Origin of the sequence: Arthrobacter sp. NPDC093139 (assembly GCF_044754165.1) — a bacterium.
Lineage (GTDB): Bacteria > Actinomycetota > Actinomycetes > Actinomycetales > Micrococcaceae > Arthrobacter.
In genome coordinates this window covers 403659-418242 of sequence record NZ_JBIVOO010000003.1, presented here as the reverse complement: position 1 = coordinate 418242, position 14584 = coordinate 403659, and the positions used below count along the sequence as shown (strand labels likewise).

The following is a 14584-nucleotide window of genomic DNA, read 5'->3' as shown; positions in this document are numbered from 1 at the left end:
TTTTTAGCGTTTTTGCCCATGCACTTCAGGACCTCGCCGTGAGGCTGCTCTTGGTCATGGGGTCCGGCCAGTTGCCGATGAAACCGGACGTGAGATTGGGCCAGTTGCCGATGCTTGCGCGGGAAGAACGGGTGGGGACAGCAAACAGCGGGGCGTGGGTAAACATGACATTTTCTCCTGAATGAACGTTGGAATCCGTACGCCGGTGGCGCAGGTGGTCGGTTCTGCCGTGATGAGGGCAGAGTTGACCTGTTCAGTCGGGGGAAGACCCCGGATCGAATGCCGGGCTGGGAGGCAATACGATGGCGGCGTCAAGACGGCGCTCGCCGGCCAGTTGGGACAGTGTGTTCCAGAAGGCCGCGACATCCGCGGCTTGCCCGCCGGAACCCTCAGAGTTGGAGGAGCCAGACTCGCCGTGCGTGGCCGCCAGCCCGACGACGTCTACGCCGGAAAGGCTGTGGGGGACCCTCAGCGGATCCGTCTGGACTGCGCTCCTCGCCCACGGGCGGCTGATGGAGGTCATATGAAGCTGAGCCAGGGTCTGGCCACGGCTGCCAGCTTCTTGAATCTCCGCCGCCGCGGGGGCGGCAGGACTGTTGGCGGTTGTGTTGGCGGGTGCAGCCCTGCGTACGGTGGAAGGTGCAGCAGCGGAAGCTACGGGGGCCTTCGCCGCAGAAATTGGGTGCACCGCCGCGGTTGGCCGTCCGGCGTCCGGGGCGGCCGCTGCCGGTGCCGGCCGCAAGGCAGGCCGTGCCTCCTGCCCTGGGAAGGGCTTGGGGGCGAAACGTTGGACCACGGGAACCGGAACGGGAAGTTGGACCACGGGAACCGGAAGCTGGACCACAGGAACCGGAGGGGTAAGCCGCGGCAACCGCGGTTCCAGTGTGGCGACAGCCTCGTCCACTGCGGCTACTGCGTTGTCGATGTGAGAAAGTGCCGGCGCCGCTGTCTTGGTCTCCGTGGAGACGGCAGCCGCCGCCTCGCCGACGAGAGCGTCCGGCGTGCCCCCGACGGCGGCCACTGTGTCAGTGACCGGAACCAAGTTGGCCGGCAGGCCCTGTTTAGGGGGCATCGACGGATCGGCGGACACGGCCTTGGACGTCGCCGTGCTCGTGCTCGGGATGCCGGATACCGACCCCGCTGGATCACCGGACGTGCCAGGATCGAGCAGCCCTGAAGCGGGGGTTATGGACGATTGGGATGATGCCTGTGCGGTGCCTGCGCCCCAGATGAGCCAGGCGCATGCAAGCAGGGCGGGCACGAGCAGGGCGCGCACAGGTACTGCGCACCACGAGCGCAGGGAACCGCCCATTCCGATTCACCCCCCAGAGGCAATGGGAGATCAGGATATGCCCGGGCGGCGGCCGCGTCCAGAGGAAATTTATTCGCCTGCTTATCATTTGCGGGCCGGCGGGAAGAATACCCCGAATGTGAGCTCTTTCGGCCGTAAAATTGGCTTAAGAGGTGTTGGAGTCATGGCCGGGTCGATCGTCGTCGTCCTGATAGTTCTGGCAGTAGCCGCCGCCGTCGCAATCGTTGCCACGGTGCGGGTGGTTGTGCGTGACGGACGGGGCCACATTCCCACCGAGCCGTCCCAGCGGCCGTGGACGGCCGGCAACCTGCCCAGCCAGCCGTACTCAATGATCCGTTTCTAGGCTTTGATCGGCCTCGAGGCTGGCTGCTGGAGGCTGGAGGCAGGCCCAGCCCGAACGCGGCCCAATCCAGTGGGAAGTCTTCGACCCCCAGGGTTCTTGCTGAAGTACCTTCAACGCAAAGCTGGTGCAGCCGCCCACGACTTGCGCGGGACACCTGCACCAACCGGTAGTACGAATTTTCAGATTAGATATCTACTCATTCGCGGCTCCTATTCCCGGCGTTCGCGTTCCGGGTTTATTTCCTGTCACCGGCCAGATGCCGCGAGAACATCCAGCCGGCGACAATCATGAGAACACCCGCCACCATCAGGGTCCAGCTATCCGTCATGTTCAGCGACAGGAAATTGGCCGCCGAATCCACTCCGACACTGAGCCCGTAGATGCTGAGGATGATGTACAGCGCACCGGCGCCCATAAGGAACCTGCGCGCACCCATTTCACTGCGGGACATGGCCAAGCCGGTTCCACCGATGACCAGCTGCACAATGTTGAGCAGCATGGATACCTGGAACAGGCCAAACAACATGGCGTGCGAATCAGGCCCAAGGAACATCAGTTCGCCATAACGTGCGGTGATGCCCGGGATGAATCCCAGAATACCTACCAGCAACGCGAGAATACCAACACCCATGCCAACGTTCTGGACGTCCGTCCGACCAAAGTGAACGCCGTGTGCATGTGGGGATGCGGTAGTCATTTTCTGCCTCCAACCACTGTTTGCGGACAACCTAATTTTACTTCTGTACACCGTAAAAAGCGCTGGCTGCGGCCACGGCCAACGCCGCACGGGATTCCCTTTGGCCGTCTTCTGCGCCGAAGAGCCTGTCGAAAACAGTTGGACGAGGGCGCACATGGCACGATGGACCACGATGAAACTGCGCGCTGATCAGACCGGTGACCGTGGCCTTCCCATGCCCCTGTGGCTGCAGGGCGGGCTGGAGTCGGCCCAGGCCGCATTTATTTCCGCCCTGGTGGTTATTGCCCCCGTTGTCGCCGTGTGGGCAACCTCCGGCTTCCGGGACACGCAGTTCGACTTCTTGGCGCGCCTGGCCGGCCAGGCCTGGCTCGTCATCCACGGGGTGCCCCTGTACCTGACCACCGTCGTCGACGGTGCCGCTGCCGGACCGGAGACGGGCACTCTCTCCCTCATCCCGCTGGGCATGACGCTCATTCCATTCCTGCTCGCGTGGCGGGCGGGCCGGCGACTGGCCCGCGCCTCGTACACCGACCAGCTGTGGCAGGCGCTGCTGGGCTCCTGGCTGGTTTATGCGGGATTCGGCGTCACCACCGGATTCGTGTGCCGCACCGAAGACGTCGGGGTGTTCCTCTGGTGGGCCGCGCTGCTGCCCCTGGTTCCCTTTGCGCTGGGCATGGTGATCGGAGCACGGCGCGAGGCCGGGTCGTGGAGCCGGCTGATCGGCGTCGACGCCGTGGACTGGATCGCGCGGACCAGCCAGCACTCGCGCTGGGCAGGCTCCTACCTGGCCTCCGCGGTCAAGGCCGGCTTCGTCACGCTCATGGCAGCACTGGCGCTGTCTTCGGCCCTGCTGGCGGTTGACCTTTTCATCCACTGGAACCTCGTGGTGGCAGTCTACGAAGCGCTCGACGCCGGCGCGGTAGGGGGCGCGGCGCTCACCCTTGCGCAGCTCGGCTTCATTCCCAACCTCGCCGTCTTTGCACTCGCCTGGGTGTCCGGCTCGGGCTTCGCCCTCGGAGCGGGCTCCCAAGTCGGCCCACTGGGCACGGCCGTGGGGCCCCTCCCGTCAGTCCCGGTCCTTGGGGCCATTCCTGCCGGCCCGCTCGATTACGGCTTCGTGGCCCTCGTAGTGCCGGTGCTCGCCGGAGTGCTGGGCGGTTGGTGGTTCCTGCGTGAGGGGGAGAACCACTTTGACGAGTGGCTGTCCATCAAGGTGCGCGTCCGGTGGTTCACGGCTGCAGCCTCCACTCTGGTGCTGGGCATCATCGCCGGAACCGCGGCTGGCCTGCTGGCAGGCGCGCTCGCAGGCATAGCGCATGGTTCGGCAGGAATCGGCCGCCTCCATGACATCGGGCCCGACCCTCTGTGGACGGCAGTCTGGGTGGCGGCGGAAGCCGGCATCGGCGTCGTCATCGGTTACGCAGCCGGCCCGTGGCTGGAGCGCCGGCAGGAGCTGCGGGAAGCGGATCTCGGGGCCGCCCCGGGCAAGTAACGGATCTAGGCGCGACGCGTAGCGGACGCGCTCAGCGCCCCGGCTGGAGCTGGCCGGGCATCGAGTTTTCGAGCTGGATCCGGCAATCATTGCTGGCCTGGCTCGTCAAGGCATAGCGGGCGCACTGCTGGTAGTCGCGCACCTGGTTGAAGAACACGGCGGAGACGAGGACCAGCAGCGCCATCACGGCGGATACGGCCAGGCCGGAGATGGCCCCGAACAGCACCAGCCTGGACTCCTTGAGCCGGACGGCGCGGACAAGCACGATGATCCCAAGAACGATGCCCGCAAGCGTCAGAATGGCCGTCAGCCAGAGGTAGTTAAGGTCGAGCTGGAAAACAAAGAACGAGCCCAGCACCGCTACGATGAACATGCGGAACAGGGTGTGTGTTTTCAGCAGCGAGGACTTTGCGCCCTCGCTGAGCGGAAGTTTGGTCCGCTGTGACCCGTCGGGGCCGGGAGTGGGGTTCATGTTTTCCAGCCTACGCGAGCGGCCGCCTAAGCTTGAGCAATGCGCATAGTAGTCCTCGTCTCCGGAACCGGCTCCAACCTCCAGGCAGTAATCGATGCCGTACAAGCGGGGCAGCTGGACGTGGAGATCGCCGCGGTGGGCGCGGACCGGCCCGGCACGTATGGAGTGGAGCGCTCAGCCGCGGCAGGAATCGACACGTTCGTGGTGGATTTCAAGGCCTATCCGGACCGCGCAGCCTGGAACGCCGCGCTGACGGAGGCCGTGGCGGCCTACCAGCCGGACATTGTTGTGTCCTCGGGATTCATGCGCATCGTGAGCCCGGAATTCATCGATGCCTTCGACGGCAAATACCTCAACACCCACCCCGCACTGCTGCCGTCCTTCCCCGGAGCCCACGGCGTCCGGGACGCCATGGCGTACGGCGTGAAGGTGACCGGTTGCACCGTGCACTGGGCCGATGCCGGAGTGGACACCGGCCCCATCATCGCCCAGGAAGCCGTGACCATCGAGGATGGCGATACCGAACAGACCCTGCACGAACGCATCAAGGTGGTGGAGCGCCGGCTGCTCGTCTCCACCCTCGCTTCGCTCGCCGCCGAGCACCGCGCGGGATCGGTTCTAAAAAGCGAGTAGTCCGCGCCAATAACCGGGTATACCCCCTTAAAAGACGGGTAGCTGGAAGTACCTCACCACGCTGGTTGGGGGCCGGATCCGCACCTTACGCTGACACCGTCCTATTCAGCGTTGTCCTTGCAGGAGGTCTCCAGTGCCGCAATTCAGCTTTGCCAAAACCAGTCCGAAAGTGGTGTGCCTTTCAGTTGCCCTTGTCCTCGGGACGGGGGCCGCCACCGCCGCCTATGCGGCGTCAACGTCTGCAGGCGGCGAGATCAACGCCTGTTACAGCAACAACAACGGAGGCCAGGTCCGGATTCTTTCCGCTGGCGCCACCTGTGACACCAAGAAGGAGACGGCCATCTCCTGGAACATCCAGGGCATCCAGGGCATCCAGGGCATCCAGGGTGAGAAGGGTGACACCGGCGAGACCGGAGCGCAGGGTATCCAGGGTGAGAAGGGCGACACCGGCGAGACCGGGGCACAGGGTATCCAGGGTGAGAAGGGCGACACCGGCGAGACCGGGGCGCAGGGCATCCAGGGTGAGAAGGGTGACACCGGCGAGACCGGGGCGCAGGGTATCCAGGGGGAGAAGGGTGACACGGGTGAGACCGGCGCCCAAGGCATTCAAGGCGAGACCGGGGCGCAGGGTATCCAGGGCGAGAAAGGTGACACGGGGGCGACCGGCGAGACCGGAGCGCAGGGCATCCAGGGCGAGAAGGGCGACACCGGAGCAACCGGTGCGACGGGCGCCGTCGGTCCCGTTGGTGCCACAGGCGCCACGGGTGCCACGGGGGCTACAGGTGCCACGGGTGCCGCCGCCTCCACGAGTGTTTCTGTGGTGACGGTGACCGGTAGCGGCTTTACCGTCTCAGCTATGTGCCCCGCGGGCAAGGTCGCCATCAGCGGCGGCTATAGTGGCTTGCTGACGACCCCCAGCAACCAGGTAACGGCGAGCCGTCCGGCCCTTGTCGGGCAAGGGTGGTCGGTGACTCAGACCAGGGAGGTGGCCACCATCACCGTCCACGTCACCTGCATCCAGTAGTTCCATCCCTGCTGCGCCATCGCTTATGGCGGTTCCCATCCCGGCTAATTCATTCGGTCGGAACCGCCACAAGAGAAGCAACAAAGCATGGACGCTATTCGAGGCGGCGCTGCCGGGTCTCCGGGGCGAAGAACATCATCCACAGCACGGCCAGCAGGACCAAGCCGCCGGCGAGGGCAAATGACGTTGCCAGGCCCAGCTCCGGCCAGAAGTAGTTGGCGAAGATCAGGGGCCCGAAGCCGGCGCCCAGCCGGGAGAACGTGGACGCCCAGCCGAAGCCTGAACCCCTCAGCTCGGTGGGGTAGAGCTCGGAAACGTAGGCGTAGAGAACAGGGATGGCCACCTGCACGATGAAGCCAAAGACCAGCAGCCAGAATACGGCCGCCGTCGGAATGTCCACCACGAAGGCCACGATCACGAGGGTCAGCGCTGACAGCGGGCCGGTGATCATCAGCAGCCATTTCCGGCCCAGCCGTTCCACGAGCAGGGCGGCCGCCACCACCCCAAGAAGCCCGACGGCGGCCATGCCCGCCGTCGTCAGGAACGCTTTATATTCGGCGAAACCGGCGCCGATCAGGATCCGCGGCATCCACGTCAGGGAGAGGTAGTAGACGAGGAGGATGCTGAAGAACAGGCCCCACGCCGCAGCCGTGACCTTCCAGTTGAATGCCCAGACACCGCGCAGCTGCTGCCACGCGCTGCCTGCCGACAGCCGGGGGACTGCCTGCGGGTCCGGCAGGCTGTAGGCGCGCGGCTCCGCACCGGTGGCCTGGACAAGGTCGTCGATGACCTTGGCCGCTTCCTCGCGCCGGCCCTTCCGGATAAGGAAGAGCGGCGATTCGGGAACGCTGCGGCGCACCCAGAAAACGAGGAGGGCCGGCAGCACCATCACCATCATGGTCAGCCGCCAGTCCGCGAAGGCTGCCACCAGTCCGGCCGAGACGAAGCCGCACAGTGCGGCGCCCACCGGCCACCAGCCGTCCATGGCGGTCAGGACCCTGCCACGCTGCCGACGCGGCGTGAATTCACCCACCAGCGCATAGTCCACCGGGATGCAGCCGCCCAGGCCGAAACCGGCCATGAAGCGGAAGAGGCAGAACCAGATGAAGTCGGGGGAGAACGCACCGAGAACGGTGAAAAGCGAGAAGATCAGCAGCGTGGCGGTGAACGCCTTCTTGCGCCCGATCGTGTCGGCGATGGTGCCCCAGACAAACGCGCCGAGGGCCATGCCGATCAGGTTGGCCGTGCCAATCCAGCCTGCCTCGCCCGGCGTGAGCTGCCAGTGCGACGACAGCAGCGGGATCAGGATGCCGTTCAAGGTCACGTCCCAGGCATCGAACATGAACCCCAGACCGCCGATCAGGAAGATCCTGCCCTGCACCCTCCAGCGCCACGGCAGTTCCTGGACCACCTGTTCGCCGCTGGGCACAGTGGTGTAAATGTTCATCTCGCCTCCTGTTCTAAACCTTACGTTGCGCTGCGCGGGAACCATGCCGTGTTCACACTCGGGCGGGCAGGAAAGCCATCCCCCGTGACGCGATAAACTGGCCGTATCCCCACCAACCGCGGCATGCCGCCGCGCGATTACGACGGAGACTTTTGTGACCCTGACGCAGCTTGACCGTGTTCCCATCCGCCGAGCCCTGATCTCGGTCTACGACAAGACCGGTCTGGAGGAGCTGGCCAAGGGCCTGCACGCCGCAGGTGTCAGGATCGTCTCCACCGGCTCCACTGCCAAGAAGATTGCCGACGCCGGCATCCCCGTCCAGGAAGTCGAGGAGGTCACGGGATCGCCGGAAATGCTGGACGGTCGCGTCAAGACCCTGCATCCGCGCGTCCACGGTGGCATCCTGGCCGACCGTCGGGTTCCGGCCCACATGGAAACCCTCGCCAAAATGGAAATCGAGGCGTTCGACCTTGTTGTGGTGAACCTGTACCCGTTCGTGGAGACCGTCAAGTCCGGCGCCGCGCAGGACGACGTCGTGGAGCAGATCGACATCGGGGGCCCCGCCATGGTGCGCTCCGCCGCGAAGAACCACGCCGCCGTCGCCATTGTGGTGGATCCGCAGTTCTACGGCGACGTCGTCCGCGCCGCCGCGGAGGGCGGCTTCGACCTGAAGACCCGCCAGCGCCTGGCCGCCAAGGCATTCGCCCACACCGCCACCTACGACAACGCCGTGGCCACCTGGACGGCCAGCCAGTTCCTGGACGAGGACGGCGACGGGGTCATCGACTGGCCCGCCTACGCCGGACTCGCGCTGGAACGCTCCGAAGTGCTCCGCTACGGCGAAAACCCGCACCAGCAGGCCGCGCTTTACGTGGACAAAGCAGCCCCGGCAGGTATCGCCCAGGCCGACCAGCTCCACGGCAAGGCCATGAGCTACAACAACTTCGTTGACGCCGACGCCGCCCTCCGCGCCGCGTTCGACTTCGCCGAGCCGGCCGTGGCCATCATCAAGCACGCCAACCCGTGCGGCGTGGCCGTCGGCTCCGCGGACGCCGCAGACCCGATCGCGGACGCCCACGCTAAGGCACACGCCTGCGACCCTGTCTCCGCTTTTGGCGGCGTGATCGCAGCCAACCGCACTGTCACCGCCGGCATGGCCCGCACCGTGGCCGGCATCTTCACTGAGGTTGTCATCGCCCCCGGTTTCGAGCCGGAAGCCGTGGAGATCCTCTCCAAGAAGAAGAACATCCGCCTGCTGGCGCTGCCCGGGGGCTATGGCCGCTACCCGGCCGAAATCCGCCAGGTCTCCGGCGGCGTGCTCGTCCAGATCACCGACAAGGTGGACGCCGACGGCGACAACCCCGCCAACTGGACCCTCGCCGCCGGCGCCGCCGCCGACGACGCCACGCTGGCCGACCTCGCCTTCGCCTGGACCGCCTGCCGCGCCGCAAAATCCAACGCCATCCTGCTCGCGGCCGACGGCGCTGCCGTGGGCATCGGCATGGGCCAGGTCAACCGTCTCGACTCCTGCAAGCTTGCCGTCGAGCGCGCCAACACGCTTGGCGTGACCGTGGAGTCCGAAGTGGACGGTGCCGGCGGCGCCTCCAATGTCGGAACCGCCGGCGCCCCGGAGCGTGCACGCGGCGCCGTGGCAGCCTCCGACGCGTTCTTCCCGTTCGCCGACGGCCTGCAGATCCTGATCGACGCCGGCGTCCGCGCCGTGGTCCAGCCAGGCGGTTCAGTCCGGGACGAGGAAGTCATCGCGGCAGCCAACGCGGCCGGCATCACGATGTACTTCACCGGAGCGCGGCACTTCTTCCACTAGTCCCCACCGCCTCCCTAACCTCGCTGCGCTCGGCCAGGGAACCCGGGCGGCGTGGGCCCAACCGCCTCCCTAACCTCGCTGCGCTCGGCCAGGGAACCCGGGCGGCGTGGGCCCAACCGCCACGTACGACGGCGGCTGCCCCCTCAAGGGGACAGCCGCCGTCGGGCTTTCATGGACTTAGTTGTCCCCGGGTTCCCGGTCAGGTTCCTCCCTGGGGGAGGGGAGCAGGATCTCCCGCGGTTTCGCCTCAGCCATGCGCTCCGGCGTCCAGTACGCCAGGATTTCCTCCGGCGACTGGCGGACCTCGGAGCTGCTTACCGCGTCCTCCCCAGGCGGCGGTCCGTCCTTAGCTGGCGGCTGCTGCACGCTTGTAGACCTGCTCGATGACAGAACCCCAGTACGGGGAGTACATCGCGGTGGAGCGGCTGCCGTAGCCATAGCTGTTGACCGAGTTCTGGAAGCCCAAGGGGCTGTCTGTGCTCTCAGCGAGGAACCAGGGACCGCCGGAGGAACCGCCGGTCATGTCGCAGGGAATGCCTTGCGTGTTGAACTGCGGATTGACGGCATCATTGCCCGCCTTCCCGTAGCAACTGACGAGTGTCTTGCCGGTGAACGGAGATGCCGCCGGGTAGCCGAACGCCTTGTACGTCAGTCCTCGCGACTGGTTGAACACGACGCCGGTGGCACCAACCACGTCGGCAAGTTTCTGGCCGTCAAGCTCGGCAACCACCGCGAAGCCGGTGTCGTACTGGATGTTGCCGTCGGTGCTCCATTCCTTGGGCGCAAAGAGCGTCTTGGCCGCCCATTTGCCGTAGGGAGCCTCTCCGTCATTGTAGGCCGGGACAAAAATGAAGTTCGTCGCGAAGGCGCCCGGCCCCTGGTTGAGGCAGTGCCCGGCAGTGGAGACGGTGCTCTTGTTGCGCGCGGCCACTGAGTTGCCGGAGCAGACGTAGTTGGCGCCGCCCAGGGTAAAGAAAACCTTGCCGATGTGGCTCACGGGCAGTTCGTCTTTGTGCAGAGCGCTTGTCTTGCCCTTACCGGACGTGCCGGCGATCTTGGTCAGGGAACCCTGCTCGCCGAGGCCTGCGAGGCCATTGCCGTTGAGCTGCTGGGGACCCTTGACCTGCCAGGGAACGATGACCTGCCGGGCAACGGCCTTCGCTGCGAGGACATCGCCGGGAACGGCGGCCCGCATGCGCTCGGGCGTCCAGTAACTCGCCGCAGTTGACGTCGTGAGCGTCGCGCTGGCGATCTGCGGCTGCACGGGATCCTGCGCCTTTGCAGGAGAAGCCGTTGCGCCGCCGGCGGCGGAGAGCGTCAGCAGCAAACCCGCGGAGAGGCTCACGAGGCTAGTGGCCAGAGACTTGTTGCTCGTCATGGTGGTCCTACCTATCGGTGGGCGCCGTAGCAGCGCACCTGTGGAGAATTGAGGCTACCCGGACATGACAAGCTTGTAAAAGTCGTTTGAAGTTATGTGTTCCAGGTAGGGGTAGTGCGTTCTGCCCCTGCCGCAGGGCGTACCGGCTACGCTCAGCCGGTGAGGCGGTTTTCTGTCATGAGCTAAAGATAGGGGTACGCGGCGCGGGGGACAATGGGCACCTCACGCCCCACTTAATCGACTTAATCGCTGGATTCCGTCACCAAAGTGATACAGCCCACCTTGGTGGGGCTCTCCATGATGACCTCGGGTAAGTTAAAGGTTGGTGAAATAGACCGGATTCCACATACAGCCGACCTCCAGGGAGACGCCCGAGCATGGCCAAAATTATCTATACCCACACCGACGAAGCGCCGATGCTGGCCACATATTCGTTCCTGCCGATCGTCGAAGCATTCGCGTCGACCGCAGGTGTGCAGGTGGAGACCCGCGACATTTCGCTGGCCGGCCGCATCATCGCCGTGTTCGGCGACTACCTCACTGAAGAACAGCAGATCGGTGACGCCCTGGCTGAACTCGGTGAACTGGCAAAGAAGCCGGAAGCCAACATCATCAAACTTCCCAACATCAGCGCTTCCGTGCCGCAGTTGAAAGCCGCCATTGCCGAACTGCAGGCCCAGGGGTACAAGTTGCCGGACTACCCGGACAACCCCTCCTCCGACGAAGAGACGAGCATTCGCTCGCGCTACGACAAGATCAAGGGCTCCGCCGTGAACCCGGTCCTGCGCGAGGGCAACTCGGACCGCCGCGCGCCGCTGTCCGTTAAGAACTACGCCCGCCAGAACCCGCACTCCATGGGTGCCTGGACTGCGGATTCCAAGACCAACGTGGCCCACATGGAAGCCGACGACTTCCGCTCCAACGAAAAGTCCGTAGTGATCCCGGCCGACGGCACCATCGAGATCCAGCTGGTCCGCGAAGACGGTACGGTCAAGGTCCTTAAGAAGGCGTTCCCGGTCTTGGCCGGCGAAGTGATCGACGGGACCGTGCTGCGCGCTGCCGCCCTTGACGAGTTCCTTGCCGCCCAGGTTGCACGTGCCAAGGAGGAGGGCGTCCTCTTCTCGGCACACCTGAAGGCCACGATGATGAAGGTCTCTGATCCCATCATTTTCGGCCACGTGGTCAAGGCCTACTTCTCTGAACTGTTCGACACGTACGGCAAGCAGCTCGCCGCCGCCGGCATCAGCCCCAACAACGGTCTCGCCGCCATCCTCAACGGCCTCGAAGATCTCCCCGAGGACGTCCGCGAAGGCGTTCAGGCGGCCATCGCGAAGGGCCTTGAAGAAGGGCCCGCCCTCGCCATGGTCGACTCCGACAAGGGCATCACCAGCCTGCACGTCCCCAGCGACATCATTGTTGACGCTTCCATGCCGGCGATGATCCGCAGCTCCGGCCACATGTGGGGGCCGGACGGCAAGGAAGCGGACACCCTGGCAGTTCTGCCGGACAGCTCCTACGCCGGCATCTATCAGGTAGTGATCGATGACTGCCGCGCCAACGGCGCCTTCGACCCCACGACCATGGGCACTGTGCCGAACGTGGGACTCATGGCCCAGGCGGCGGAGGAGTACGGCAGCCACGACAAGACGTTCGAAATTCAGGCCCCCGGCAAGGTCCAGATCGTGGACGCCTCCGGAACGGTCCTGATCGAACACGAGGTTGGCCCCGGCGACATCTGGCGCGCCTGCCAGACCAAGGACCTGCCCATCCGTGACTGGGTCAAGCTGGCTGTCAACCGTGCCCGCGCCTCGCAGACGCCTGCCGTGTTCTGGCTGGACGAGAGCCGCGCGCACGACGCCAAGCTCATTGAGAAGGTCCGCGAATACCTGCAGGAGCACGACACTGAGGGCCTGCAGATCGAGATCATGTCGCCGGTGAAGGCAACCGCGTTCACCCTCGAGCGCATCCGCAGGGGAGAAGACACCATCTCCGTCACCGGCAACGTGCTCCGCGACTACCTGACGGACCTGTTCCCAATCCTCGAACTCGGCACCAGCGCCAAGATGCTCTCCATCGTTCCGCTGATCAACGGCGGCGGCCTGTTCGAGACCGGCGCCGGGGGCTCCGCACCGAAGCACGTCCAGCAGCTTCTCAAGGAGAACCACCTCCGCTGGGACAGCCTCGGTGAATTCCTCGCCCTGGCCGTCAGCTTCGAGCACCTGGCCAGCACCACGGACAACGCCCGGGCGCAGGTCTTGGCCGACACACTGGACCGGGCTACGGGGACGTTCCTGCTGGAGGACAAGTCCCCGAAGCGCAAGGTCGGCGAGCTCGACAACCGGGGCAGCCACTTCTACCTGGCGCTGTACTGGGCGCAGGAACTGGCCAAGCAGACGGAGGACTCAGAACTGGCAGCGTCCTTCTCCGCGGTCGCCGAAGCTCTGGGCTCCAACGAGGACGTCATCGTTTCCGAACTCCTGGCTGTCCAGGGTTCACCGGCCGACATCGGCGGCTACTACCGCCCCGACGCCGAAAAGGCCGCGGCCGTCATGCGGCCATCTGCCACGCTGAACAAGGTTGTCGCCAGCCTGGGCTAAGACCAAACAAGCGCCCCGCCACTCGCTGGAGTGGCGGGGCGCTTCTTCGTTAACTCTCAGCATTCACGATCAGCGGGGAGGAAGCCCGCGCCGACCAAGGGCTGCCTCTACCTCTCCGGGGTTTCGTCCCGCCTGGTGTTGCCCAGCCTGGGTTCGTTGCGGGGTTCGCCCTCCTCAGTATCTCCGTAGGGGGCGTCGACGGCCATGTCCGGATCCGCATCCACCGGCCTCTCGGTGGCGGCGGCATCGTACGCGTCGCCTGACTCGTACGTCCGCCCTGGCGTCGCATCCATTCCGGGCCCGGCAGCGTAGCCCGTGGCATCATCTGCCGCCGAGGGTGCCGTGCCGATGGTTTCGTCGCTGGCGTCCGCGGTGCCTGACGTGCCGGCACCGTAGCCGCCCAACCCTGCACCTGCTCCGGCAGCCCCAAGTCCTGCACCAGTTCCGGCGGCCCCGGCCATGCCAGCCGTCCCGGTGGCCCCTCGCTGGTCGTCCACCTCGCCGTCGTGGACGCTCTCACGCCATGCACCGGTTTCCGAACCCTGGCTCTCGATGAACTTCTTGAACTTCTTGAGGTCTGAAGCAACCTGGCGGGAGTCAAGACCAACGGCGGCGCCCATTTTCTCCATTGCGGACTCGGGCTCCCAGGTGAGTTCGACGTTCACCTTCGTCTGCTCCGGCCCCAAAGACTCGAACCAGACGGTTCCGGCGTTGCGTGGCTCATTCAGGCTTTCCCAGGTGACACGCTGATCAGGTTCCTGAACAGTGATCTGGGCGTCGTATCGACGTTTGACGCCGGCGATGCTCGTTTCGAAATGAACGGTGGTGTCATCGATTTGGCGCACCGAGTCGACGCCGCTCATGAAATGTGGGAAGTCCTCAAACTGGGTCCATTGGTTGTAGGCCGTGCTGACGGGGACATCGACTTCGATGGATTCCTGCACAGTTGCCATGCGTAGTTCACTCCTTCAGCGAGCGGGCTGTTGCCCGCGGTTCTGATTGCTGCATGTTGGGTGGAACACCTCCAACGTAGTCCGAAGCGCCGGGCAATTGAAGAGAGCTGCGGCTGCAGTGCGCGAACAGTGCTATGACGGCAAGGACTCTTTAGTCCTTGTCTTTGGCCGATCCTTTGGTGTCGTCGCTGTCGTGGTCCGCTTTGTCCTTTCCGGGATTCCCCCGGGCAGTGTCACCGGAGGCGGGACCCGGCGCGGGGACCGCAACGGCCGGGGTTGTGGCGGCGTCGGTCTTGAGTTCGGGAGCGGCACCGCCGCAGCCTGTCAGGCCCAACGCGAGCACGCCACCCGCGAAGGAAACCGCCGCCTGCCGCCGCAGAGCAGGCGGCAGCTGGAGCGGGCCGTGCACCG

15 protein-coding genes are annotated in these 14584 nt (G+C 65.3%); 6 read left to right on the top strand and 9 right to left on the bottom strand.

Annotated features, from left to right (window positions below):
• Positions 1 to 25: 25 nt before the first annotated feature.
• Positions 26 to 166, bottom strand: a complete 141-nt coding sequence (locus tag ACIP90_RS07780) for a hypothetical protein (RefSeq protein WP_400578267.1) — start codon at positions 164 to 166, stop codon at positions 26 to 28.
• Positions 167 to 253: 87 nt separating this feature from the next.
• On the bottom strand, positions 254 to 1312 hold the full coding sequence (locus ACIP90_RS07775) for a hypothetical protein (RefSeq protein ID WP_400578265.1): 1059 nt from the start codon (positions 1310 to 1312) through the stop codon (positions 254 to 256).
• A 163-nt stretch (positions 1313 to 1475) separates the two neighbouring features.
• Between ACIP90_RS07775 and ACIP90_RS07770 the strand changes: the two genes are divergently transcribed.
• Entirely contained in the window at positions 1476 to 1655 is a 180-nt protein-coding gene (locus ACIP90_RS07770) for a hypothetical protein (RefSeq protein WP_400578263.1), read from the top strand.
• Between the two features lie 235 nt (positions 1656 to 1890).
• On the opposite strand, the gene ACIP90_RS07765 is transcribed toward ACIP90_RS07770, so the two are convergent.
• Entirely contained in the window at positions 1891 to 2352 is a 462-nt protein-coding gene (locus ACIP90_RS07765) for a DUF4383 domain-containing protein (RefSeq protein WP_400578261.1), read from the bottom strand.
• A 172-nt stretch (positions 2353 to 2524) separates the two neighbouring features.
• Between ACIP90_RS07765 and ACIP90_RS07760 the strand changes: the two genes are divergently transcribed.
• Positions 2525 to 3844 (top strand): DUF6350 family protein, encoded by a 1320-nt coding sequence (locus ACIP90_RS07760; protein WP_400578335.1) that lies wholly within the window; start codon positions 2525 to 2527, stop codon positions 3842 to 3844.
• A 31-nt stretch (positions 3845 to 3875) separates the two neighbouring features.
• Here the strand turns inward: ACIP90_RS07760 and ACIP90_RS07755 are convergent, their stop codons facing one another.
• A complete protein-coding gene (locus ACIP90_RS07755) occupies positions 3876 to 4316 on the bottom strand; it encodes a hypothetical protein (RefSeq protein WP_400578259.1) in 441 nt (146 codons plus the stop codon).
• Positions 4317 to 4355: 39 nt separating this feature from the next.
• Here ACIP90_RS07755 and purN point away from each other — a divergent pair, with 39 nt between their 5' ends.
• Both purN and ACIP90_RS07745 read left to right on the top strand, forming a co-directional pair.
• A complete protein-coding gene (gene purN / locus ACIP90_RS07750) occupies positions 4356 to 4949 on the top strand; it encodes a phosphoribosylglycinamide formyltransferase (RefSeq protein WP_400578257.1) in 594 nt (197 codons plus the stop codon).
• Positions 4950 to 5082: 133 nt separating this feature from the next.
• On the top strand, positions 5083 to 5973 hold the full coding sequence (locus tag ACIP90_RS07745) for a hypothetical protein (RefSeq protein ID WP_400578255.1): 891 nt from the start codon (positions 5083 to 5085) through the stop codon (positions 5971 to 5973).
• 94 nt (positions 5974 to 6067) lie between these two features.
• Here the strand turns inward: ACIP90_RS07745 and ACIP90_RS07740 are convergent, their stop codons facing one another.
• The gene (locus ACIP90_RS07740) at positions 6068 to 7420 is read right to left on the bottom strand and encodes an MFS transporter (protein WP_400578254.1); all 1353 of its coding nucleotides are present in this window, start codon (positions 7418 to 7420) and stop codon (positions 6068 to 6070) included.
• A 154-nt stretch (positions 7421 to 7574) separates the two neighbouring features.
• Between ACIP90_RS07740 and purH the strand changes: the two genes are divergently transcribed.
• Positions 7575 to 9245, top strand: a complete 1671-nt coding sequence (gene purH, locus ACIP90_RS07735) for a bifunctional phosphoribosylaminoimidazolecarboxamide formyltransferase/IMP cyclohydrolase (protein WP_400578252.1) — start codon at positions 7575 to 7577, stop codon at positions 9243 to 9245.
• A gap of 177 nt (positions 9246 to 9422) precedes the next feature.
• On the opposite strand, the gene ACIP90_RS07730 is transcribed toward purH, so the two are convergent.
• Complete coding sequence (locus ACIP90_RS07730; protein WP_400578251.1) at positions 9423 to 9611, bottom strand: hypothetical protein; 189 nt, start codon at positions 9609 to 9611, stop codon at positions 9423 to 9425.
• Complete coding sequence (locus ACIP90_RS07725) at positions 9592 to 10623, bottom strand: trypsin-like serine peptidase (RefSeq protein ID WP_400578249.1); 1032 nt, start codon at positions 10621 to 10623, stop codon at positions 9592 to 9594. The genes ACIP90_RS07730 and ACIP90_RS07725 overlap by 20 nt, the downstream gene beginning before the upstream one ends.
• A 377-nt stretch (positions 10624 to 11000) precedes the next feature.
• On the opposite strand from ACIP90_RS07725, the gene ACIP90_RS07720 reads away from it, so the two are divergent.
• Positions 11001 to 13220 carry an NADP-dependent isocitrate dehydrogenase gene (locus ACIP90_RS07720; protein ID WP_400578247.1) on the top strand — a complete coding sequence of 740 codons (2220 nt, stop codon included), beginning with the start codon at positions 11001 to 11003 and terminating at the stop codon, positions 13218 to 13220.
• Between the two features lie 107 nt (positions 13221 to 13327).
• Here the strand turns inward: ACIP90_RS07720 and ACIP90_RS07715 are convergent, their stop codons facing one another.
• Both ACIP90_RS07715 and ACIP90_RS07710 read right to left on the bottom strand, forming a co-directional pair.
• Entirely contained in the window at positions 13328 to 14173 is an 846-nt protein-coding gene (locus ACIP90_RS07715; protein ID WP_400578246.1) for an SRPBCC family protein, read from the bottom strand.
• A 151-nt stretch (positions 14174 to 14324) separates the two neighbouring features.
• On the bottom strand, positions 14325 to 14582 hold the full coding sequence (locus tag ACIP90_RS07710; protein ID WP_400578245.1) for a hypothetical protein: 258 nt from the start codon (positions 14580 to 14582) through the stop codon (positions 14325 to 14327).
• Positions 14583 to 14584 lie beyond the last annotated feature (2 nt).